The following is a 20,574-nucleotide window of genomic DNA, read 5'->3' as shown; positions in this document are numbered from 1 at the left end:
TTTTCCAAAGCTCAGATGAGAGTGGTTTGGAATCGCTAACCCACAAGAGGGTGGGTTAGCGGTATTACTAAGCTATTTAATTATTTAGGTTATTTAATTGCTAGGCGTTTATTAGCGACTAGGTGATTAACCTAGGAAAGCTTCTAGTTCTTCGCTGCCACCGATGTGCTTACCACCGATGAAGACTTGAGGAACGGTAGTGCGACCAGAGATTGCACGTAGGCTTACTGTTGTTGCGTCTTTACCTAGAACCACTTCTTCGTAGTTTAGACCTTTGTCGATTAGGTTTTGTTTCGCCTTCATACAGAAAGGACAGCCTGGCTTAGTGAATACTGTGATTGACTCTTGCTCTTTGTGCTCAGGAGCAAGGTAGTTAAGCATAGTATCAGCATCAGAAACCTTGAACGGGTCGCCTGGTACGTCTTCTTCGATGAACATTTTTTCTACCACGCCGTTTTTAACCAGCATGCTGTAGCGCCATGAACGTTTGCCAAAGCCGATGTCGTTTTTCTCAACTAGCATACCCATGCCGTCTGTGAAATCACCGTTGCCATCTGGGATGAATGTGATTTTTTCAGCTTCTTGGTCTGCTTTCCACGCGTTCATTACGAACGTGTCGTTTACAGAAACACAAAGGATGTCATCAACGCCGTTTTCTTTGAACACAGAGTGCAGTTCGTTGTAACGAGGTAGGTGGCTTGAAGAACATGTTGGTGTAAACGCACCTGGTAGGCTGAATACGATAACTGTCTTGTCTTTGAATAGCTCTTCCGTCGTTACGTTAACCCATGCATCGCCTTGGCGAGTTGGGAATGTTACTTGAGGGATTGATTGACCTTCTTTAGATGCAAACATATTGATTTCCTTAAATAGTATTTTAATTTTGTTCTATCAGAGCTTAACGTTTTTCTTTGCTCTGTTTCGTTTCGTTGAGCCCATTATTAGATAAATCCTTTGATAGCTCTAATCGTTTGATGTTATGGTTTTGATAGGTAAATTCTATCAAGAGCATTTTTCTTTTAAATGTTTCTATTAAAAACCTTGTTCTTATTAAAACCTGAGGTAAGAGACTGATCATGAACATTCGTGACTTTGAATACTTGGTGGCGCTCGCTGAGCACAAACATTTTCGAAAAGCAGCAGAAGCGTGCTTTGTAAGTCAGCCGACATTGAGCGGTCAAATACGCAAACTGGAAGATGAAATTGGACTTCAGTTAACCGAGCGTAGCCCAAGGAAGGTAATATTTACAGAATCAGGTTTACAACTTGTTGAACAAGCCAAGCGCATTCTCAGCGAGGTAAAGACGTTTAAAGATATGGCGAGTGGGCACGGTGAAGCGATGACGGGGCCAATGCACATTGGTTTTATCCCTACCGTTGGCCCATACATTTTGCCAAAGATTATTCCTCATCTAAAAGAGAGTTTCCCAGATCTTGAGCTTTACCTGCACGAAGCGCAGACCCATCAGTTAGTGAGCCAACTAGAAGATGGCAAGCTTGATTGCTTGGTGCTGGCTGCGGTTGATGAAACGGCAGCGTTCAAAGAGATTGATGTCTATGACGAGCCATTAAGTGTTGCCGTACCGTGTGGTCATGAGTGGGCTCAGCAGGACACTGTCGATATGCTGCAGTTAAATGGACAAACCGTACTTGCGCTAGGTGATGGTCACTGCTTACGAGACCAAGCCTTGGGCTTCTGTTTTGCTGCGGGTGCAAAAGATGATGAACGTTTTAAAGCGACCAGCTTAGAAACGCTGCGTAATATGGTCGCAGCTGGAGCCGGTATTACTTTGCTACCTCAGCTATCGGTACCCAAAGAAAAGCAGAAAGATGGAGTGTGTTACGTACCTGCGGTGAATCCAACACCTTCACGTCGAATTGTCGTGGCTTACCGACCGGGTTCTCCGCTAAAGGGGCGCTTTGAGCAATTGGCTGATGCTATCCGAACTCAATTAGATAAAGCTGTTTAGCCATTTAATTTAAATCGTAGATAGATAAGATTATAGATATAAAAAAAGGGTTGATATGAATTCATATCAACCCTTTTTTGTAGGTTCGGCTATCGACTAGAACAGCTCTTCTACTGCTTCGCCTGATGACGTTGAGTAGATGTCATCGTTGAAACGTTCAGTAATGTACTCGGTTGGCTCTGTGCCTTTTTCGAAATACTCGAACATCGATGAGCTATCGAACTTGTTGGTCAGTAAGCCGGTTTCACGGTCGATACGAACACGAACGATGTTCTCCGGAATTTCTTTACGCTGCGCAGGAACACCCGCTAACGCTGTGCCCATGAAATCAACCCATGCAGGTTCTGCTGTTTTTGCGCCAGCTTCTGCACCAGTAATCTGGCTCTTGCCAAGGTTAGAGTTCGCTTTGGTTCGACCTAGGTTGCGGTTGTGGTTATCAAAACCAACCCATACCGTTGCAACCATGCCAGGGCCGTAACCGCTGTACCAAGTATCTTTCGAATCGTTGGTAGTACCGGTTTTGCCGCCAATGTCACGACGCTTCAACGGTTGTGCACGCCAACCTGTACCGTTCCAACCAGTACCTGCGCTCCAATCACCACCACCCCAGATGTTGCTGTACATCATTTCACGAACAAGGAATGCGTTCTGTTCAGAGATAACTTGAGGTGCGTATTGTACTTTGGCATCAACGTCTTGCTCTGCAAATTCATCCGCCATTGGGTCTGCAGTCATTGGCTGTTGGCAATCGTCTTTACACACCACTTTCGGTGTCGCTTCAAATTCAGTCTCACCATAGGGTGTTTCAATGCGGCTGATGTAGAAAGGTTCAACGTAGTAGCCGCCATTAGCGAATACTGAGTAACCTTGTGCTACTTTCATTGGCGTTAAGCTACCCGCACCCAGAGCAATGGTTTCAGAGCGCGGTACTTCGTCAATATCAAAACCAAATCGAGTTAGGTAGTTACGAGTATTATCTAGGCCTACTTCACGCAATACACGTACCGCCATTACGTTTTTAGATTGAGCTAAGCCAATACGCAAACGAGTTGGACCCACGTAAGTCGGTGGTGAGTTCTTTGGTCGCCATGCCGTACCTTGGCTCTTATCCCATTGGTTGATAGGCGCATCGTTGATCAATGATGCCAACGTTAGACCTTTATCAATCGCTGCTGAGTAGATAAATGGCTTGATACCAGAACCCACCTGACGAATAGATTGCGTCGCACGGTTGAATTTGTTGTGAACAAAGTTAAAGCCACCCACCATCGACAATACCGCGCCGTTGTTCGGGTTCATTGCAACAAAAGCGGTGTTCGCATTTGGTACTTGGCTTAGTCGCCATACAACCGGTGTTTCAGTTTCCGTCGTTGCTTCTTCTGTTGGCTCTTCAGAGACTTCGTCGCCTGTTATTGCTTCATGGCGAACCCAGATCTGCTCACCAACCGCAAGAATCTCTTTTGCTTGAGATGGGGCAGGGCCTTGACGATTATCTGTTAGGAACTTACGTGCCCAGTTCATGCCTTGCCATTCGATAGAGCCTTTGCCTTGGTTCTTAACCCAAATCTGTGCGCTTTTTGCATCAACGTCCGTTACAACGGCAGGGACAAGGTCACCATAGGTTGGTTGAGACTTAAGGTGCTTAACGATTTGTTCATGATCCCAAGCTGATTGCTCAGTTTGCCACAATACTTTTTCAGCACCACGGTAGCCGTGACGTTCATCGTAGCCTAGTAAGTTTTTAATCGCGGCTTGGTTAGCGGCTTTTTGTAGTTTTGAATCGACGGTCGTGTAGACCTTCATGCCTGATGTATAAGCAGCTTCGCCGTAGCGTTCTACCATCCAAGCACGTGCGACTTCAGCAACATATGGTGCGCTGAGTTCAATCTCTGCACCGTGGTATTTTGATACCAGAGTTTCATTGCGAGCTTGGTCGTATTCTTCTTGAGTGATGTATTGCTCATCTAACATGCGGCGTAATACTACGTTACGACGGTTTGTCGCGCGCTCAAGAGAGTAGATAGGGTTCATGGTTGATGGTGCTTTTGGCATACCAGCAAGCGTAGCGATTTCACTAAGAGTCAGTTCAGGGAGGTCTTTACCAAAGTAAACGCGTGCAGCAGCGCCAAAGCCATATGAACGGTGGCCTAGGAAGATCTTGTTGACGTACAGCTCCATGATCTCTTCTTTGCTAAGCAATTGCTCAATGTGGATCGCAATGAAGATCTCTTTGATCTTGCGCATGACCTTTTTCTCATTAGATAAGAAGAAGTTACGCGCAAGCTGCTGAGTAATGGTACTCGCACCTTGTTTTGCGGATCCTGACATCGCAACTACGATCGCAGCACGAGTAATACCAATTGGGTCAATACCTGGGTGCTCGTAGAAACGACTGTCTTCGGTAGCAATCAGGGCTTCAACAAGGTGGCGAGGTATCTCGTCATAAGTCACTGGGTTGCGACGTTTTTCACCAAATTGAGAGATCAACTTACCGTCTTGACTGAAGACTTGCATTGGCGTTTGGAGTTCTACGTCACGCAAAGTGGCAACATCAGGTAACTCTGGTTTTACGTAATAATAAAACCCGAAAATTGTACTGACTCCAAGAATCATGCAAATCAATGTAAATATGAATAATCGCTTTATGAACTTCACCGGATAATCCCTGATTAGTTAAGGCTGATAAGCAGCAAACCCTTGTACTCTAGGCTAAAAACTTAGCTTTCGTTTATTAACGCTTATTTAACTAATAATCACAACCCCTAGATAATCAACGAAATGCTTGGCACTTCAGGAGCTAGGTCACATGGGTTCATCATTAATTACAGGTATAGATATAAATCATCACAGTATCAAAGCTGTGGTACTAAAACCCGTGGGGGAGTTGTATGCCCTAGTGGGATACAAAGAGCTGCCGATTTCGGACGACATTTTTACAGCTAACCATACTCTGGAGTATCAGAAAACTGTTAAGAAACTTAAAGAACTTAGGAAAGAACTGCCTTTTGGCTGTCGCAACGTCGCCATTTCGGTACCTGATAACACAGTGATCAGCAAAGTACTGCAAATAGAGAGTGAGTTAGAAGACAGAGAAAAAGAGTTTTCTATCTATCAAACCTTTGCTCACCAGTCTCCCTTTCCTATCGAGGAGCTGAGTTTAGATTTTGTAAAGCTCGAAGACAAACGATTTGGTAAAGGATCGACAAGCAGTTATCAGGTGTACGCCACACGTAAAGAAGTAGTAGAGAGTCGAGCGGATGCTTTAACCAAGGCTGGTTTTAAACCTGTAGTGGTGGATACGCAGGCGCATGGGTTACTCAATATCTGGCAGTTGGCTTCGCGCATGTATCCAGAAAAGGGTAATTGGTTGCTGGTGGATGTGGGTGTCGACCAAACATCGTTAGGCATCATTCCACAAGGTTCAGCCCCGTTTTATAAAGATATTGCCTTTGGTACCCAAGATCTCCGTAGCACTGACACCCCTGATGATATCGAGAGCGTATTCGGCACCGCAGAGGAGACACATAAGTTCATTGTTAACTTGATTGAAAAACTTAAGCGTCAGTTGCAGCTCTATTCCTCGGTTAATGCGCTTCAACCGATCTCAGGGATCTGGTTGATGGGTGAGGGTGCCAGCATTCCCATGGTCACCGAAGAGCTTGAGCGTCACTTTCAGCTGAGCTGTGAGTCGCTAAACCCTTTATCTCTTTTTGAGAATAAGGTAGCCAAGAGATACCGACTGCCGATGGACTGGCAACACTTTGGTATTGCTGCGGGTATGGCGATGAGTGGGCTTAAATGGCAAGGAGGAAAGCATGTTGCATCAAATTAACTTGTTGCCTTGGCGTGATGAGATTCGCGCTCAGCACAAAAAGCGCTTTGTTCATCTGGTCATTCTTGGCGTCATCATCGCGCTTGGAGGGCAATGGGCGGTGGGCAACTATTTCCATGCTCAGCAAGACAAGCAGCAAGCACGTCTTACTTACCTAAAGCAATACATTGCCCAGCTCGACCGACAAATCCAATCACTGAAAGTAGCGGAGCAAGAACATAAAGCGATCCTGACTCGGCTCGACGTTGTGGAGTCCTTACAGCTTGGTCGCAATAAGACCACTGACTTTATGAACTTGATGCCAGAGCTGATTCCTGAGGGCGTCTATGTCGACAAGATAAAGATGAATGGTCAAGAGATTGAAATGTCGGGCATCAGCGACAGTACTGCTCGTCTTGCGACTATGTTGGATAACTTGGAGCGCTCTGAGTCACTTAACAGTGTCGAGATGCATTCTATTGTTCATAACCGCAAGCGCTTCAATAAGGAGTTCCAGACCTTCAAGGTCTCTTTTGTGTTTAGCCCTGTTTCTTTAGACAACACAACCGCGAAGATAAAAGAGAAGGGGGCGAACCATGGCTAGTTTTCAAAATATGGTCAGTTTGCAAGACCTTGATGTCGATGAGATCACTGAATGGCCGCTACTGCCTCAACTGGCGGTGGTTCTATTGCTGATGATCTTGATTCAGGGCGTTGGCGTTTGGTTCTACATCATGCCAATGGATGATGAACTGCAACAATTGAAGCAGCAAGAGCTGACCTTGAAAGCTACTTTAAGGATTAAAGCCAATAAGGTCGCAGCTCTACCGAAGCTTCAGAGCCAGTTGGATGAGCTGACTAGCCGTTACGATTATCTGTTAGAGCAATTACCCGTGCAAAAAGAGCTCGCCAGTATGCTGGCTTCCGTAAATGAACTTGGCTTGGATAATGTGCTGACCTTTACTCGAATTGATTGGGGACAAAAGCAGAACAAAGAGTTTCTTTATCGCTTACCGCTCAATATCGAGCTGACGGGTGACTACCATGAGATTGGTGACTTCTCTGCGGCCATCGCCAAGCTGCCGCGCATTATTAGCTTCGATGATGTGAATTGGCAGCGAGTCAGTCAAGAAAGCAGCACGTTGCACTTCCGAGTTCGCGCTTATACCTACCAGTTTAAATCGGAGGTAGACGATGAAACTCAATAGAGCGTTGTATTCAACCTTGTTACTGCTCGCGCTGACGGGCTGTAAAGCCAATCAAGATTCGTTAGAAGATTTTGTGGTGCAAGTTGAAGCCAAAGCAAAAAAAGAGGTCGAGCAACTTGTCCCAGCAACGGAATTTGTAGCCGCTAACTATCAGCGAAGAGCATTTCGCCCTCCCTTTGAGCTTCCTAAAGAAGCTATCGTACAAAACCAACCTTTGGTTAAGAAAGACTGTTGGCAACCAAGCGCACGCTCTCGTAATGGCAAGCTAGAGAAGTATCCGCTGAGTAAGCTGCGTTTAAGAGGCGTGATGGGCAGCGGCTCCAGTGTGTTTGGTTTAGTGCAAACGCCAAGGGGCAATGTGGTGAATGTGAAGAAGGGCCAGTTTATCGGCCTCAATAATGGCCGAGTGACTAAGGTGACGAGCCAGTACGTTCAGATTAATGAAACTCTTCCAGATGGCTTAGGTTGTTGGCATAAGCGCAACGTTAGGCTGGCTCTGAAGTAAACCAATGCCACACGATGTGGATATGAGATGTAACTATGATTAAAGGAATAAGCGAGATAATGAACAAAGGGCTACAGGGTGCAGTGCTGTCTATGATGTTGTTTTTTAGCGTGATGAGTTACGCAGAGACATCACCCAATAATTTGGACAACATCGATTTCAGGGTCAACAAGAACAAAGATGCGGTCATCATTATTGAATTGGCAACCAGCACTGCGGTGGTCGATGTTCAAAAAGTTCAAGAAGGGCTGAGCATTGAACTGCTTAATACTAAGGTGGATGACGACAAGCTTTATTTGTTGGATGTAAAAGACTTTGCCACCTTAGTAGAAGGGGTTGAGGTCTTCAGAGAAACGCCAAGCACTCGACTGTTAGCCACGATCGCCGATGATTATCAATACGAGTACAACCTAAAAGGTCGTTTTATCGAGGTCATCGTGAGTAAGCCGCTGGTTAAAGAGAGTGCTGCTGAGAAGAGTGTGTTGGAGAAAGAGGGCAAACTCATCTCAATTAATTTCCAAGACATTCCAGTTCGTAATGTTCTTCAGCTCATTGCCGATTACAACGACTTCAACTTAGTGGTGTCTGATTCGGTTTCAGGTAACCTCACGTTACGGTTAGATGGTGTACCTTGGCAGCAAGTTCTCGACATTATCTTGCAAGTTAAAGGCTTGGATAAGCGTGTTGATGGCAATGTCATCTTGGTTGCGCCGAAAGCTGAACTTGACCTTCGAGAGCAGCAAGCCTTAGAAAAGTCTCGTTTGGAAGAAGAGCTGGGTGAGCTTAAATCAGAAATCATCAAGATTAACTTTGCTAAAGCGACCGACATCGCCGATATGATTGGTGGGGAAGGGGCGGTGAGTATGCTGTCTGACCGAGGTTCGATTACCATTGATGAGAGAACCAATTCACTGCTCATTCGTGAATTGGAAGAAAACATTGCGGTGATCCGAGGCATTATTGAATCGCTAGATATTCCGGTGAAGCAAGTACAGATAGAGGCGCGTATTGTCACAGTGACCGAGGGTAACCTTGATGAGTTAGGGGTACGTTGGGGTGTTTCTTCGACCAACGGAAGCTTCAAAGTCGGCGGCTCAATAGAAGGTAACCATCCATCACAAATTGCACCGTATGACGATAATGGTGGGGATAGTGCGATTGACGATTACCTCAACGTTAATCTAGGGGCGACATCGCCTAATGCATCAAGCATTGCGTTTCAGGTGGCTAAGCTGGGTTCCGATACCTTGCTTGATCTTGAATTGTCGGCACTGCAGCAAGAGTCTAAAGCTGAGATTATTTCTAGTCCACGCTTAATCACCACCAATAAAAAGCCTGCTTACATTGAGCAAGGTACTGAAATCCCTTATTTAGAATCCTCTTCCAGTGGTGCAACTTCGGTCGCATTTAAAAAAGCGGTCTTGAGTCTTAAGGTCACACCACAGATAACCCCTGATAATCGTCTGGTATTAGATTTGAGTGTTACTCAGGACAGACCGGGTCAGGTTGTGAAAACAGGAACCGGCGAGGCTGTGGCAATCGACACTCAAAGAATTGGCACGCAAGTACTTGTTAATAATGGTGAAACGGTTGTTCTTGGTGGGATATTTCAACACAGTGTTAGCAGCACAGTCGACAAAGTTCCGTTGTTGGGAGACCTGCCAGTTTTGGGGGCATTGTTCCGTCGCAGCTATGAAAATGTGGGTAAAAGTGAACTACTTATTTTTGTTACACCTAAAGTTGTGATTCAGTAATGAACAATTAGATTAAAAATAAAGTTGCATTAGTGGCACCTAACCTTGATAATTTCGGGTCTTATCACGAATTATCTGTGAGGAATCGGTGCCACGGGCCTTTTAATTTCAGTACTTGTACTGACCTACCTTGTGGCGATGTCATTGAATTAACGTTGTAAATTACTGCTAAAAACATGGCTGAGAAACGCAATATTTTTCTTGTTGGCCCAATGGGCGCCGGCAAAAGTACAATTGGTAGACACCTAGCTTCCCAACTTCATATGGAGTTTTTAGACTCTGACACTGTGATCGAAGAGCGCACTGGCGCAGACATCGCATGGGTTTTTGATGTTGAGGGCGAAGATGGTTTCCGTAAGCGCGAAGAATCTGTAATCAACGATCTGACAGAAGAACAAGGTATTGTTCTTGCGACAGGTGGTGGTTCAGTACTGAGCAAAGAGAACCGTAACCGTCTATCTGCACGAGGCATTGTTGTATACCTAGAGACAACAATTGAAAAGCAACTTGCTCGCACTAACCGCGACAAGAAACGCCCTCTACTTCAAACAGACAACCCGCGTGATGTGCTAGAAGATCTAGCTGTATCTCGCAACGCACTATACGACGAAGTGGCGGACTACACAGTTCGTACTGACGACCAAAGTGCAAAAGTGGTAGCCAACCAGATCGTAAAAATGCTAGAAGAACGTTAAGTTCATTTTTTCGGAGAGCAAACCCATGGAACGGATTACGGTCAATCTAGCTGAGCGTAGCTACCCTATCTCTATTGGCGCCGGGTTATTTGAAGACCCGGCGTACCTTTCTTTTTTATCTGGCAAACAGAAAGTTGTTGTTATCAGTAATGTGACAGTAGCGCCTCTTTATGCCAATAAAATTTTATCGCTATTGGATCAAGTAGGCTGTCAAACTTCTCTTTTAGAGTTGCCAGACGGTGAGCAGTACAAAACACTTGAAACGTTCAACTCAGTGATGAGCTACATGCTTGAAGGAAATTACAGCCGCGATGTGGTAGTGATTGCTTTGGGTGGTGGTGTTATCGGTGATTTGGTCGGTTTTGCTGCCTCTTGTTACCAACGCGGTATTGATTTCATTCAGATCCCGACGACACTTCTTTCTCAAGTGGATTCCTCTGTAGGTGGTAAAACCGCAGTGAACCATCCCCTTGGCAAGAATATGATCGGCGCTTTCTATCAACCAAAATCTGTCATCATCGATACAAACTGTTTATCAACGCTTCCTGAGCGTGAGTTTGCAGCAGGTATTGCTGAGGTCATCAAATACGGCATCATCTATGATGAAACCTTCTTTGATTGGTTGGAACTGAATCTAGAGAAACTTTATCAACTTGATGAACAAGCACTGATCACCGCAATTGCTCGTTGTTGTGCAATTAAGGCTGAAGTGGTTGCTATCGATGAAAAAGAGTCAGGAATCAGAGCGTTATTGAACCTAGGTCATACATTTGGTCATGCGATTGAAGCAGAACTAGGCTATGGTAATTGGCTACATGGTGAAGCTGTGTCTTCAGGTACTGTAATGGCAGCCAAAACGGCTCAATTACAGGGACTGATCTCTCAGCAGCAGCTTGAGCGAATTATTTCTATACTCAAGAATGCGAAACTGCCAATCCATACGCCAGAAAGCATGTCTTTTGAAGACTTTATGAAGCACATGATGCGCGATAAAAAAGTGCTGTCTGGTCAGTTACGTTTGGTATTACCAACAAGTATTGGTACTGCTGAAGTGGTCGCTGATGTGCCTCAAGACATCATTAAACAAGCGATTGATTTCTGCCGTACTCTTTAAATTTGGTTGTGATGTTGCCTAGTTAACCCCTAGGCAACTGAAGCGTTTTACTGATCGATCTTATCAGTAGGGATCCCCAATGAGTTTGGCTCATGAATTAAGAGTATTAGAGTTAGAATCTCAAGTTGAGCTATTAGAACGCTTACAGCTTTTGACTAACTTTGGCTCAAACCTCGTCACGGTCGCTGGTAAAACTGGCTCTGGCCGTTCATGGTTAGCTCAGCGTTATCTAGAGGCGTGGTCGACAGAAAAGAATCAGTGTTTACTGCTTTGTCACCCAAGCCAAGATGATCAGCAACACCGAGCTCTTATTCTTAGTCAGATCGTTTCTGATCCACTCTTTAATCAACATGACTCTTTATCAGATAGCCTTGCACGGTTACTGGATGGAGATTCGTGTCATGTGGTTATCGTTATCGATGATGCCCACCGACTCTCAGAACTCCTAGTATCCGAACTGTGGATGCTGGTACTTGAGGCTCAATCTAATCCTCAATGGACGATCAATATCGTTCTCTTCTCGGAACCTGGCCATTTAGACCCGCTGTTAACACGTCTGAGCTACGGTCAACAACACAAGCCTATCGATCTCGAGATCGATAATCTATCCCAACCCGAAGCTGAACATTTCTTTGAATCACTGGTGATTCGATATGTTGATGATGAGTCTGAAACTCGCGTGCGACGTGCGTTTAATAAAGCGCAACCTTTGCCTGGTGAGTTAATGGCCTTAGGAGAATTGAAAGTGGAAAAAAGGATTATTATTCGCTCAATCATTGGTTCACCTATCAATATCGCGATTGTGGTGGCGTTGTTGTTGGTTGTTATCGGCGGCGGTTACTGGTGGATGTTCAGTCAGCCAACCCCTGATGATAAAGCGCAATCTCTCATTGCACCGATAGAGCAGACCGCTATCCCGACGGTTGAAGTGGAAAGTGGCACAGAGCAAACAGGAATCGACGGTTCGGTTGATTCTGAAACCGACACTGACATGAGTTACCAAGGTGCTGACGATGACAGTTCATCTTTACCACCGGTTGTGGTGGAAGGTACAGCCAGTGTTGGTGAAGTGAAACAAGAGCAGCAACGTGTGGTGATTACTTCTGATGTGGTTGATGCGTTACTGGATGACAAGCCGAAAAGTGCCGATACCAGTGCGATTGATGCTGCCGTTGAAGAAAACACAGGTGCTGAGGTTAACTCGCAATCTGATGCGGCGAAAAACGAGTCACAAGTTTCAGTTGATGAAGATGCTGACCTAACGGAATCAACACCACCGACGAAAAAGATCACCTTCTCATTTGCTCGTGAAGAGTTACAAGCTATCTCGCCACGCGCGTATACCTTACAGTTGAGCGCGATGACGTCATTAGAAGATGTTCAGTCTTTTATTGAAGAATATGAAGTCGAAGACAAGGTTCGTATTTACCCAACACTTCGTAACGATACCAAGTGGTTTATCATCACTTATCAAGATTACCCAACGATTCAAGTGGCGCGAGACGCGGTAAGTGCTTTATCAAAACCACTTCAACAGTTGGAACCTTGGGCAAAATCGATGAATCAAGTGCATCGAGAGATAGAACGTGCGAAATAACCCTGAGCTTAGCCTCAAAATATGTTACATTCCGCAGCCTTATTTTTGAGTTGATAGATAGAGCAGTAAATGAAAAAGCAGCGTGCCTTTCTAAAATGGGCTGGTGGTAAATATGGCCTAGTTGAAGACATCCAACGTCACCTGCCACCTGCTCGAAAATTGGTAGAGCCGTTTGTCGGTGCAGGCTCAGTATTTTTGAATACTGATTTTGAACAGTACCTGCTTGCGGATATCAATCCCGATCTTATCAACTTGTACAACCTTCTTAAAACTGACCCTGAAACCTACATCTCTGAAGCGAAGCGCTGGTTCTGTCCTGAGAATAATCGCAAAGAAGTCTTTTTAGATATTCGAGCTGAGTTCAATGGTACCGACAATGTCATGTATCGCTCGCTTGCTTTCTTGTATATGAACCGATTTGGCTTCAATGGCTTATGTCGATACAACAAGAAAGGTGGTTTTAACGTTCCGTTTGGTTCTTACAAAAAACCTTACTTCCCAGAAGCTGAGCTTGAGTTTTTCTCTGAGAAAGCGAAAAAAGCGACGTTTGTTTGTGAAGGCTACAGTGAGACCTTTAGCCGCGCCCGTAAAGGCTGTGTGGTTTATTGTGATCCTCCTTATGCGCCATTGTCTAGCACTGCTAACTTTACCTCCTACGCAGGTAATGGCTTCAGCTTAGATGATCAAGCGGCTTTGGCTGATGTTGCAGAAAGAGCGGCAATGGAACGAGGCATCCCTGTCTTGATTTCAAACCATGACACTACCTTAACGCGCCGCTTATACCATGGTGCGGAGCTGAACGTGGTCAAGGTTAAGCGCACGATTAGCCGTGATGGCGCAGGGCGCAATAAAGTCGATGAGTTACTGGCACTTTTTCATAAAGAGAAAAACCAGCAACACGCTTCAACAGAATTGTAGTAGTCAGAATAACCCTCGAACTCATCAAATTGAGTGACCCACGGGGACTTTCATAAACTAATCTTTCGAACTGCTAGGATCTGCTTAGGTGCTTAGGTAGAATTGCACACCAAATAGTCTTGGGATCGAGTCTTGTATTTGTGTACGAGAGGTCACAAGGCGGTGATATTCGCAATTTACTCACTCTTAAGAGGTTTGGTATGAAAGATTTTCTAATTGCTCCATCGATTTTGTCTGCAGATTTTGCTCGTCTTGGTGAAGACGTAGAGAAAGTACTCGCAGCCGGTGCTGATGTTGTGCACTTCGATGTGATGGACAACCACTACGTACCGAACCTGACTTTTGGCGCTCCTATCTGTAAAGCGCTACGTGACTACGGTATTACAGCGCCTATCGATGTTCACCTAATGGTTAAGCCTGTGGATAGCATTGTGCCTGAGTTTGCTAAAGCCGGCGCATCAATGATTACCTTCCACGTTGAAGCTTCTGAGCACGTTGATCGTACTCTACAGCTAATCAAAGAACACGGCTGTAAAGCGGGTGTAGTATTGAATCCAGCAACGCCACTTTCTTGCCTTGATTACATCCTAGACAAAGTCGACATGATTCTACTGATGTCAGTGAACCCTGGTTTTGGCGGTCAATCTTTCATTCCTCATACTCTTGATAAACTGCGCGCTGTTCGTAAACTTATTGACGAATCTGGCCGTGATATTCGCCTTGAGATTGATGGCGGTGTGAAGGTTGATAACATCCGTGAAATTGCAGAAGCGGGCGCAGATATGTTCGTTGCCGGTTCTGCAATTTTCAATCAACCAGATTACAAAGAAGTGATTGATGAGATGCGTGCAGAGCTTGCAAAAGTTAACGCATAAAGTAGAACTAGGGTCAGTTGACCTAAAATCAAAAAATTTAGATAAAGGGGCTGATTGGCCCCTTTTTTACGTCTTATCGCTCAGCACATAAGACGAATATAATTAATAGGAAAGTAAGATGTTATTAAGCTCAATAAAACTGATCGCCTTTGATTTGGATGGAACCTTGTTAGACAGCGTGCCTGATTTGGCTGTCGCTGCTGACCAAGCTTGTCAGGAGTTAGGTTTCCCTTCAGTGAGTGAAGAACAAGTTCGCGACTACGTTGGTAATGGTGCTGACGTACTTATTGGGCGTTCACTCAGCCGCAACCTAACTGTAGACCCAAGCCTAGAGCCAGAGCTGCTTAAGAAAGCGCGCATCCTGTTTGATGATTTCTACGAGCAGGGCGGGCATAAGCTAAGCCACCTTTATCCATCAGTAAAAGAAACGCTTGCTGAGTTGGACAAAGCGGGCTTCACCATGGCGCTGGTAACCAACAAACCATCGAAATTTGTACCAGACGTTCTGGCGCAGCACGGTATCGATAAGTACTTTGTTGATGTGTTGGGCGGCGACTCTTTCCCAGAGAAAAAGCCGAACCCAGTGGCACTGAATTGGTTGCTAGAAAAGCACAATGTGAAGGCTGAAGAGATGCTAATGGTTGGTGATTCAAGCAACGACATTAAAGCCGCTAAGAATGCAGGCTGCCACTCGTTTGGTCTGACTTACGGCTACAACCACGGTGAGCCGATTTCAGCATCAAACCCTGACTATGTCGCAGACAACATTGCGCAATTACTAGATGTCGTTCTAGTTTCAGCATAAAGCGGACAAAAGTTAGCTAACCCACTAGCAAAATACTTATCAATGAGTACACTGGATGAGCCGTACAGAAGAGCTGTGCGGCTTTTCTATTTTAAAGTTAAGAAGCTAAGTTTTTCAGATACTACGTTAAGAAACTAAGTTAACGAGCTTAGCGAACAAGCAAAGGAATTAAAACCATGAGCAAGCCCATCGTATTGAGTGGTGTTCAACCATCTGGTGAACTAAGTATCGGTAACTACTTGGGTGCTCTACGTCAATGGCAACAGATGCAAGATGATTACGATTGCCAATACTGTGTTGTAGACCTTCACGCAATTACGGTTCGCCAAGACCCGAAAGCACTGCATGAAGCGACTCTAGACGCATTAGCAATCTGTCTTGCTGTCGGTGTTGATCCAAAGAAGAGCACGCTATTTGTTCAGTCACACGTACCAGAGCATGCTCAACTTGGTTGGCTTCTTAACTGTTACACGCAAATGGGTGAACTGAGCCGTATGACTCAGTTTAAAGATAAGTCTGCACGTCACTCAAATGACGTAAACGTAGGCCTATACGACTACCCAGTGTTGATGGCTGCAGACATCCTGCTTTACGGTGCTCACCAGGTGCCAGTAGGTAGCGACCAGAAACAACATTTAGAGTTAGCGCGAGATATCGCCAATCGCTTTAACAACATCTACGGCCCTGAAACGCCAATCTTCCAAGTGCCAGAACCTTACATTCCAACAGTGAATGCACGTGTAATGAGCCTGCAAGATGCGACGAAGAAAATGTCTAAGTCGGATGACAACCGTAAGAACGTAATTACTCTGCTAGAAGAGCCTAAGTCGATCATCAAGAAGATCAACAAAGCGCAAACGGATGCAGAAACACCGCCACGTATTGCTCACGATTGGGAAAACAAAGCAGGTATCTCTAACCTAATGGGTCTGTACTCTGCGGCGACGGGTAAAACGTTCGAAGAGATCGAAGCGCAATACCAAGGCGTTGAGATGTACGGTCCATTCAAGAAAGACGTAGGCGCAGCATTAGTTGAGATGCTTGAGCCGATTCAATCTGAATACCACCGTATCCGTGCTGATCGTGCTTACATGGACGCAGTAATGAAAGCGGGTGCTGAAAAAGCGTCTGAGCGTGCTGCAGTAACACTGAAAAAAGCATACGAAGCGGTAGGTTTTGTTACTCGCCCATAGAGTGAACTAAAATAACTCGCTTGAGAATTTGAGCCCAAAGTGACTTTGTTTACTTTGGGCTTTTTATTGCCCGCTCCATTTGCCTTCCCAGTAAACCTATTGTTTGAATTGATAATTTAAGCATTATCTAGCTAGCATATTCATAATATTAATGCTGTGCAGATGATCCTGTTAATGGGTCTTTAAGTTTATAAAATTCAGCTCATTTCTATTTGTGTTGGAAATATATAACGTGCCAAACAATTGATGATTCCAAAGTGATAAGTTCCTCATTTTCTTGCCAACTGACTTATTCCTTTCATAAATAAACCTGATAGTTACCACAAAATACATGACTGCCCATAGATGGCAGTGACTATAAATCAATGTACTCAGGTGAAACGGATGGCTCTTTTACACAAACCTTCATTGCTAGCAGTGGCAATTGGTAGCTTGCTAACGGCAAGTGCACACGCTGATTTGTTTATTTCACAATATGTGGAAGGCGGCAGTTACAACAAAGCGGTTGAGATTGCCAATAACGGCGATAGCAGCATGAATTTAGATGGTTATTCACTGGCTAAGTCAGCGAACGGCAACGGATCATGGGGCGCCACTTTACCTTTAGATGGCCACGTTTTAGCGCCCGGTGAGGTGCTTGTTGTCGCACACTCTAGTGCGAGTGATGAGATTAAAGCTAAAGCTGACATCATTAATGCTTCCATCGCTAACCATAACGGTGACGACCCGCTGGCTATCTTGAATTCAGATGGTTCGGTACATGATGTTGTTGGTTTGATGGGCGATGTGGACTGGGGCAAAGATGTTACTTTGGTTCGTGCGACACAAACACCTTCGGCGACGTTTGATGCTTCGCAATGGGTATCGCTACCAAAAGACAACATTGAAGGGCTAGGTTCACTAGACAGTGTTGAACTGCCAGAAGCGTTCACCTGTACACAGGATGGCTCTGACCCAGTATTCACCACCATTCAAGAGATCCAAGGTGAGGGCGCAACATCGCCGTTCATTGATGGCTATCCTTACATCACTGACGATGAGTATTTCGTCAAAGGTGTTGTAAGTGCGGTGACTACAGGCATAACCAAAGGTTTCTACCTGCAAGCACTTGATGACGACTTCAATTCAAGCACTTCTGAAGGCCTATTTATTCACACCAATCAATCTAGCTCAGAACTGGCTGCGGGCGATGTGGTGTGTGTGAAAGGTAAGGTTCAAGAATACTACAGCCATACTCAGCTTAAAGTTGAAAACAACCAATGGTTAAAACAGGGCGAACAACAAGCGCCTGATGCAACGGCGATTGAAGCTCTAGACAGTGATGAAAACTTCGCTGCAACGCTTGAACGCTACGAAGGCATGTTGGTGAAAACGACGGAAGCGCTTGATATGCGTGTCACTCGTACCTTTGGTTATGACTACGCAGGTCGTCGTAACAACATGGTACTGGCGCATGAGCGTATTAACATGCAACCGAACCAGCTTTTCGCAGCAGGCTCTGAAGACGCGAAACAACAAACGGAAGATAACGCAGACCGCCGTCTTTTCGTTGAAACCGATCAAAAAGCGGCTGACGGACAAGTTCCTTTCTATCCAGACTTTGGCCGCACCGATATCGACCAAGATGGCTCGACGGAAGACTACATCCGTATTGATGACACCATTGTTGGCCTAGAAGGCGTGCTGACTTACAGCTACGGCGAGTACCGCTTAGTGACAACCAACCAGATCTCGGCTGAGAACTTTGTACGTAATGACCCACGTACTGACAAGCCTGATATGGATGAAGGTGATCTACGTATCGCGACTTTCAATGTCTTGAACTACTTTAACTCTCCATTTGGTGGCGACGCGAATCAGCATGGTAACAACCGTGGCGCGAACACCATCACTGAGTTTGAGATGCAGCAAGAGAAGATTGTGAATGCGATTCTTCGCTTAGACGCTGACATTATTGGTTTGATGGAAATTGAGAACAACGGCTTTGGTGAAGGCTCTGCCATTCAGCAGCTTGTTAACCAACTGAATGACCGCATTGAGCGCAAGAAAGACCGCTATACCTTTGTGGCTGTCGATTCGAACGAAGATGGCGTAACCGACGAGATGGACTCGATTGGTACTGATGTCATTACAACAGGTGTTATCTACCGTAAGAAAGTGGTTAAGCTTAAAGACAGTCGTGTTATCGCGATGCCAAGCCAACAAGCACCAGAGGTGTTAGACGATTCTGGTAAGGTGATTGAAGACGGTAAGAACTACCAGCGCGACTCATTGGCGCCAACCTTTAAAGTTAAAGGCACCAAAGAGAAACTGACTGTAGCGATCAACCACTTTAAATCGAAAGGTTCTAAGTGTTGGGAAGATGCAGCACCGGTTGAGCAGGGCGGTCAAGGTGGTGTTGATGCTGATAAGCAAGGTTCATGTGAGAACTTCCGTGTTGCTGCGGCTGTTGCACTGGGTGAAGCGCTAGACGGCATCAAAGGCCATAAAGTGATTCTGGGTGATATGAACTCGTACGGTATGGAAGACCCAATGCTGGTACTGACGGATTACTCTGAAGAAAAATACGGTAAGCAAATCAAAGCGGCGCGTAACACTTACATTGACGGCGTTGAGCAGTTTGGTGACAGTGGTGCTGTGATCACTAAGAACTACGGCTACATTAATGCTGTGGCTCAAAAGCACCCAGACAGCTGGAGCTACTCATACAATGATGAAGTCGGTGCCTTGGATCATTTGTTGATCAGTGACAGCCTGAAAGATAGGGTTGTTGATGCGACCGATTGGCACATCAATGGTGGTGAGTCGACGTTGTTTGACTACAACGAAGAGTTCAAAGGTGACCTACCTAAGTACCAAGATCACTTCCGTTCATCGGATCATGATCCTGCTGTTCTTGAACTGCGAGTGGGTGGCTCATTTGGCTTCGGTGCACTGATGTCATTGTTTGGCTTAGCAATGTGGCGTCGTCGCAAGTAGCGACATCGTTAACTGCGCAAGCCAGCTGATACAGGTAACGGAAAGTTATCTGTAAACAATTAAGGTCAACTTAGGTTGGCCTTAATTATTGGCTAAATGCAGTTTCCACTTGCCTTTCGCCATGGGTATTGCACAATACCGCCCCTATATCTCCCAATCATTTAGTATTTAGCAAACGATTTCGACCCATGTTACTTATCATCGATAACTACGACTCTTTTACCTATAACTTGTATCAGTATTTCTGTGAGTTAGGGGTCACTGTGAAAGTTGTTCGCAACGATGAGATTGATATTGCGGGTATTGAAGCGCTAAAGCCTAGCCATCTTGTTATCTCACCAGGTCCTTGTACGCCCGATGATGCGGGAATCTCTCTACAAGTCATTGAACACTTCGTGGGTAAGCTGCCTATCTTAGGTGTGTGTCTTGGTCATCAAGCCATTGCTCAAGTCTTTGGTGGTGAAGTAGTGCGAGCCAGACAAGTAATGCACGGTAAAACCTCTCCAATCCGCCACAATGGCAAGAGCGTTTTTCAAGGGCTCAATAACCCTCTAACCGTGACTCGTTACCATTCTTTGGTGGTGAAAAATGGCACGCTACCTGACTGCTTTGAACTGACCTCTTGGACGGAATTTGAAGATGGCAGTATGGATGAGATCATGGGTTATCAACACAAAACCTTGCCGATTGATGCCGTACAATTTCACCCTGAGTCGATTAAAACAGAGCAAGGACACCAGCTTCTCGCTAACTTCTTAGCGCGTTGAGTGTTTAAATTTGACTCTTTCTCCGTCTAAATAAGCCAGTTGAACCTGTTGGCCCATTCGTTAAGCGTTTAAATTCGGGCGCTACGCGTCTCTTACTCCTCTGACGCCGATCACTTTTTATAACATTTCTCTCTCTTCAGGCTAAGTTTTTAGCCTATGCAAAATTATTCGCCTTATTTCGTCTCGAACCCTATATACCGCAATGCCAGTAAGGCTTTGCTATTACTGGTTATGCGTTTAGGTAAAAAAAGCTTCATAAAACAGATTAATTGATGCATAAATAGTCATAGGTAGTGACGTTTAGCTGGTTGTTAGGGATGGCTAAAGAATAATCTACTATTGAAAACGTTAATTAAATGTAAATATAATGCTGCAGCGGGATT

The 20,574-nt window shown here is 45.1% G+C and carries 18 protein-coding genes; 15 read left to right on the top strand and 3 right to left on the bottom strand.

Annotated features, from left to right (window positions below; all coding sequences use genetic code 11):
- Window positions 1-126: 126 nt before the first annotated feature.
- Window positions 127-855 carry a glutathione peroxidase gene (locus OW495_RS23380; RefSeq protein ID WP_017073712.1) on the bottom strand — a complete coding sequence of 243 codons (729 nt, stop codon included), beginning with the start codon at window positions 853-855 and terminating at the stop codon, window positions 127-129.
- A gap of 43 nt (window positions 856-898) precedes the next feature.
- The gene (locus OW495_RS23375; protein ID WP_017086012.1) at window positions 899-1,078 is read right to left on the bottom strand and encodes a hypothetical protein; all 180 of its coding nucleotides are present in this window, start codon (window positions 1,076-1,078) and stop codon (window positions 899-901) included.
- Here OW495_RS23375 and oxyR point away from each other — a divergent pair.
- The gene (oxyR, locus tag OW495_RS23370; RefSeq protein WP_102513641.1) at window positions 1,077-1,970 is read left to right on the top strand and encodes a DNA-binding transcriptional regulator OxyR; all 894 of its coding nucleotides are present in this window, start codon (window positions 1,077-1,079) and stop codon (window positions 1,968-1,970) included. The genes OW495_RS23375 and oxyR overlap by 2 nt on opposite strands.
- Window positions 1,971-2,066: 96 nt before the next feature.
- Here oxyR and OW495_RS23365 read toward each other — a convergent pair whose 3' ends face one another.
- On the bottom strand, window positions 2,067-4,625 hold the full coding sequence (locus OW495_RS23365; RefSeq protein WP_065104131.1) for a PBP1A family penicillin-binding protein: 2,559 nt from the start codon (window positions 4,623-4,625) through the stop codon (window positions 2,067-2,069).
- Between the two features lie 151 nt (window positions 4,626-4,776).
- Here OW495_RS23365 and pilM point away from each other — a divergent pair, with 151 nt between their 5' ends.
- The 14 genes from pilM to OW495_RS23295 all read left to right on the top strand — a co-directional run bounded on the left by pilM (window position 4,777) and on the right by OW495_RS23295 (window position 20,191).
- The gene (pilM, locus tag OW495_RS23360) at window positions 4,777-5,802 is read left to right on the top strand and encodes a type IV pilus assembly protein PilM (RefSeq protein ID WP_102279234.1); all 1,026 of its coding nucleotides are present in this window, start codon (window positions 4,777-4,779) and stop codon (window positions 5,800-5,802) included.
- The gene (locus OW495_RS23355; RefSeq protein WP_102513640.1) at window positions 5,786-6,385 is read left to right on the top strand and encodes a PilN domain-containing protein; all 600 of its coding nucleotides are present in this window, start codon (window positions 5,786-5,788) and stop codon (window positions 6,383-6,385) included. The genes pilM and OW495_RS23355 overlap by 17 nt, the downstream gene beginning before the upstream one ends.
- Window positions 6,378-6,989 carry a type 4a pilus biogenesis protein PilO gene (gene pilO, locus OW495_RS23350; RefSeq protein ID WP_102513639.1) on the top strand — a complete coding sequence of 204 codons (612 nt, stop codon included), beginning with the start codon at window positions 6,378-6,380 and terminating at the stop codon, window positions 6,987-6,989. The genes OW495_RS23355 and pilO overlap by 8 nt, the downstream gene beginning before the upstream one ends.
- Window positions 6,976-7,494, top strand: a complete 519-nt coding sequence (locus tag OW495_RS23345; protein WP_017104648.1) for a pilus assembly protein PilP — start codon at window positions 6,976-6,978, stop codon at window positions 7,492-7,494. Before pilO ends, OW495_RS23345 begins: the two co-directional genes overlap by 14 nt.
- 59 nt (window positions 7,495-7,553) lie before the next feature.
- Complete coding sequence (locus OW495_RS23340; protein WP_102513638.1) at window positions 7,554-9,248, top strand: type IV pilus secretin PilQ family protein; 1,695 nt, start codon at window positions 7,554-7,556, stop codon at window positions 9,246-9,248.
- A 176-nt stretch (window positions 9,249-9,424) separates the two neighbouring features.
- A complete protein-coding gene (aroK, locus tag OW495_RS23335) occupies window positions 9,425-9,943 on the top strand; it encodes a shikimate kinase AroK (protein WP_004729664.1) in 519 nt (172 codons plus the stop codon).
- Window positions 9,944-9,968: 25 nt separating this feature from the next.
- Window positions 9,969-11,057, top strand: a complete 1,089-nt coding sequence (aroB, locus tag OW495_RS23330) for a 3-dehydroquinate synthase (RefSeq protein ID WP_102513637.1) — start codon at window positions 9,969-9,971, stop codon at window positions 11,055-11,057.
- Between the two features lie 79 nt (window positions 11,058-11,136).
- Complete coding sequence (locus OW495_RS23325) at window positions 11,137-12,654, top strand: AAA family ATPase (RefSeq protein WP_102513636.1); 1,518 nt, start codon at window positions 11,137-11,139, stop codon at window positions 12,652-12,654.
- A gap of 69 nt (window positions 12,655-12,723) precedes the next feature.
- Window positions 12,724-13,572, top strand: coding sequence for a Dam family site-specific DNA-(adenine-N6)-methyltransferase (locus OW495_RS23320; protein WP_102513635.1), 849 nt, complete (start codon window positions 12,724-12,726; stop codon window positions 13,570-13,572).
- A 200-nt stretch (window positions 13,573-13,772) separates the two neighbouring features.
- The gene (rpe, locus tag OW495_RS23315; RefSeq protein WP_029222055.1) at window positions 13,773-14,447 is read left to right on the top strand and encodes a ribulose-phosphate 3-epimerase; all 675 of its coding nucleotides are present in this window, start codon (window positions 13,773-13,775) and stop codon (window positions 14,445-14,447) included.
- A 118-nt stretch (window positions 14,448-14,565) separates the two neighbouring features.
- On the top strand, window positions 14,566-15,252 hold the full coding sequence (locus OW495_RS23310) for a phosphoglycolate phosphatase (protein ID WP_102513634.1): 687 nt from the start codon (window positions 14,566-14,568) through the stop codon (window positions 15,250-15,252).
- A gap of 176 nt (window positions 15,253-15,428) precedes the next feature.
- Complete coding sequence (gene trpS, locus OW495_RS23305) at window positions 15,429-16,445, top strand: tryptophan--tRNA ligase (protein ID WP_017103608.1); 1,017 nt, start codon at window positions 15,429-15,431, stop codon at window positions 16,443-16,445.
- 384 nt (window positions 16,446-16,829) lie between these two features.
- Window positions 16,830-19,424 (top strand): ExeM/NucH family extracellular endonuclease, encoded by a 2,595-nt coding sequence (locus OW495_RS23300; protein ID WP_102513633.1) that lies wholly within the window; start codon window positions 16,830-16,832, stop codon window positions 19,422-19,424.
- 188 nt (window positions 19,425-19,612) lie between these two features.
- Window positions 19,613-20,191 carry an aminodeoxychorismate/anthranilate synthase component II gene (locus OW495_RS23295; RefSeq protein ID WP_065104121.1) on the top strand — a complete coding sequence of 193 codons (579 nt, stop codon included), beginning with the start codon at window positions 19,613-19,615 and terminating at the stop codon, window positions 20,189-20,191.
- Window positions 20,192-20,574: the final 383 nt, after the last annotated feature.

Origin of the sequence: Vibrio sp. 14N.309.X.WAT.E.F5, from assembly GCF_030397615.1 — a bacterium.
GTDB classification, from domain to species: Bacteria; Pseudomonadota; Gammaproteobacteria; order Enterobacterales; family Vibrionaceae; genus Vibrio; species Vibrio lentus.
Note: the sequence above shows the minus strand (reverse complement) of the source record. Positions and strands in the feature narration are given on the sequence as shown.

Coding starts and splice junctions, on each gene's coding strand:
- oxyR (WP_102513641.1), top strand. CDS start 1,077: ATGAACATTCGTGACTTTGAATACTTGGTGGCGCTCGCTGAGCACAAA.
- OW495_RS23380 (WP_017073712.1), bottom strand. CDS start 855: ATGTTTGCATCTAAAGAAGGTCAATCAATCCCTCAAGTAACATTCCCA.
- aroB (WP_102513637.1), top strand. CDS start 9,969: ATGGAACGGATTACGGTCAATCTAGCTGAGCGTAGCTACCCTATCTCT.
- pilO (WP_102513639.1), top strand. CDS start 6,378: ATGGCTAGTTTTCAAAATATGGTCAGTTTGCAAGACCTTGATGTCGAT.
- trpS (WP_017103608.1), top strand. CDS start 15,429: ATGAGCAAGCCCATCGTATTGAGTGGTGTTCAACCATCTGGTGAACTA.
- OW495_RS23375 (WP_017086012.1), bottom strand. CDS start 1,078: ATGATCAGTCTCTTACCTCAGGTTTTAATAAGAACAAGGTTTTTAATA.
- OW495_RS23355 (WP_102513640.1), top strand. CDS start 5,786: ATGTTGCATCAAATTAACTTGTTGCCTTGGCGTGATGAGATTCGCGCT.
- OW495_RS23340 (WP_102513638.1), top strand. CDS start 7,554: ATGAACAAAGGGCTACAGGGTGCAGTGCTGTCTATGATGTTGTTTTTT.
- OW495_RS23320 (WP_102513635.1), top strand. CDS start 12,724: ATGAAAAAGCAGCGTGCCTTTCTAAAATGGGCTGGTGGTAAATATGGC.
- pilM (WP_102279234.1), top strand. CDS start 4,777: ATGGGTTCATCATTAATTACAGGTATAGATATAAATCATCACAGTATC.
- OW495_RS23345 (WP_017104648.1), top strand. CDS start 6,976: ATGAAACTCAATAGAGCGTTGTATTCAACCTTGTTACTGCTCGCGCTG.
- OW495_RS23325 (WP_102513636.1), top strand. CDS start 11,137: ATGAGTTTGGCTCATGAATTAAGAGTATTAGAGTTAGAATCTCAAGTT.
- aroK (WP_004729664.1), top strand. CDS start 9,425: ATGGCTGAGAAACGCAATATTTTTCTTGTTGGCCCAATGGGCGCCGGC.
- OW495_RS23310 (WP_102513634.1), top strand. CDS start 14,566: ATGTTATTAAGCTCAATAAAACTGATCGCCTTTGATTTGGATGGAACC.
- OW495_RS23300 (WP_102513633.1), top strand. CDS start 16,830: ATGGCTCTTTTACACAAACCTTCATTGCTAGCAGTGGCAATTGGTAGC.
- OW495_RS23295 (WP_065104121.1), top strand. CDS start 19,613: ATGTTACTTATCATCGATAACTACGACTCTTTTACCTATAACTTGTAT.
- rpe (WP_029222055.1), top strand. CDS start 13,773: ATGAAAGATTTTCTAATTGCTCCATCGATTTTGTCTGCAGATTTTGCT.